Below are 1,426 nucleotides of genomic sequence, written 5' to 3' on the forward strand. Positions count from 1 at the left end.
GTACGTGGCCGTGGCCTGGTCGAAGTACTGGTTGACCGCCCGGCGCTCATCGGACGGGCCGATGACCAGGACCACGTGGTAGCGGCCGTCGATCAGCATCGCGAGATTGCGCGCGTACACATTCCGCCCGCTGCTGTCGCGCCAGGTGAACGCGCCCTCCGCCATCGCCGTACGGCCGACGTCGATCCGCCGCAGCCCGGAGGACGAGGCCCAGGAGGAGCCGCGGAAGGCGGACAGTTCGGCCTCGCGGTCCTGCTGGTACGCCATCGGGTCGCCGCCGAACTCGGACATCTTGTCCCGCCCGGCCACGACCACCAGCTCGAAGTCGCCGCCGATGTAGCGGATCTGGCCGCGGCCGTTCTCGCCCCTGCGGGTCCAGCCCTCGTGGACGGCGACCTTGAAGCCCTTGGGGTCCTTACGGACCGCGAAGCCCTTCGCCAGCCCGGCCGGGTCGGTGGACTGCGGCTCCTGGTCGCCGGGGTCGGCCGGCTTTCCGGCCTCCCCCTCGTCGCCGTCGCCCTTGTCGCCGACGCCGTCCGCGGGGTCGTTCGGCGCCGCGCTGGGCGCACCGGCCGAGCCCGTACGCTCCTGGCCGCCGTCGTCCTTGGAGCGCGGCATGAACATCATCGCGTAGAGCACCGCGGCCGCCAGCCCCAGCAGGATCAGGAGCAGCAGCATCCGCCCCAGCCTGCGCGGCTTGCGCTGGGTGGGGGGCGCCGGAGGAGCCTGCCGGGTCTCCCGGGGCTCTCTCTTCTCGCGCTTCTCGCGCTTGTCCCGCCGGTGCCGCGCGTGACCCACCGGCGTGTCGGCCGCCGCGGCCGGGCGGCGCCCCCGGCCCCTGCGCACCAGCCAGCCCCGCCTGCGGACGATCGGCAGCCGCCGGGGGTCGGACACACCACCGGAGCCGAGCGAGGGCACCGTGACCATGCTGATGCCGACGTCCGGCTCGGGCGCCGACCGGATCAGCGACCGCAGCCAGCCGCGCAGCTCCTCGAAGTCCGGGCGCTCGGTGGGGTCCTGGCGCATCAGCGACTCGACGACGGGGCGCAGCGGACCGCACTCCTCCGCGTACGCGGGCGCCTCCCCACAGACCATCTGCACCAGCTCGGCGGCGCTTTCCTCCGGGTACGGGGCATGGCCCTGCACCGCGCGGAACAGCAGCGCGCCGAGCGCCCACAGATCGGCGGCGGGGCCGACCGGGGGCGCCAGCCGCCAGTTCTCATGGACCGGGCCCGCCTGCTCGGGCGCCCACCGTTCGGTGACGGCGCCGACCACGACGATACGGGCCTGGCGGGCGCGTTCGGCGGCGAGCGCGGTGGCGGGGCCGCCGCCGGTGGCCCCGCCGGAGTCCCAGGAGCCGCCTTCGGTGGCGGACGGGCCTTCGGAGGCCGACGGTTGGGCGTTCTCCACGGCCTCCGGCTGACCG

Annotated in this window: 1 pseudogene; it reads right to left on the reverse strand. The window is 75.1% G+C overall.

What is annotated here, in order from left to right:
* Window positions 1-1,426: pseudogene (locus GWI24_RS44330) on the reverse strand (serine/threonine protein kinase); the annotation flags it as partial.

It is taken from the genome of Streptomyces sp. MK37H (assembly GCF_018035285.1).
Taxonomy (GTDB): domain Bacteria; phylum Actinomycetota; class Actinomycetes; order Streptomycetales; family Streptomycetaceae; genus Streptomyces; species Streptomyces endocoffeicus.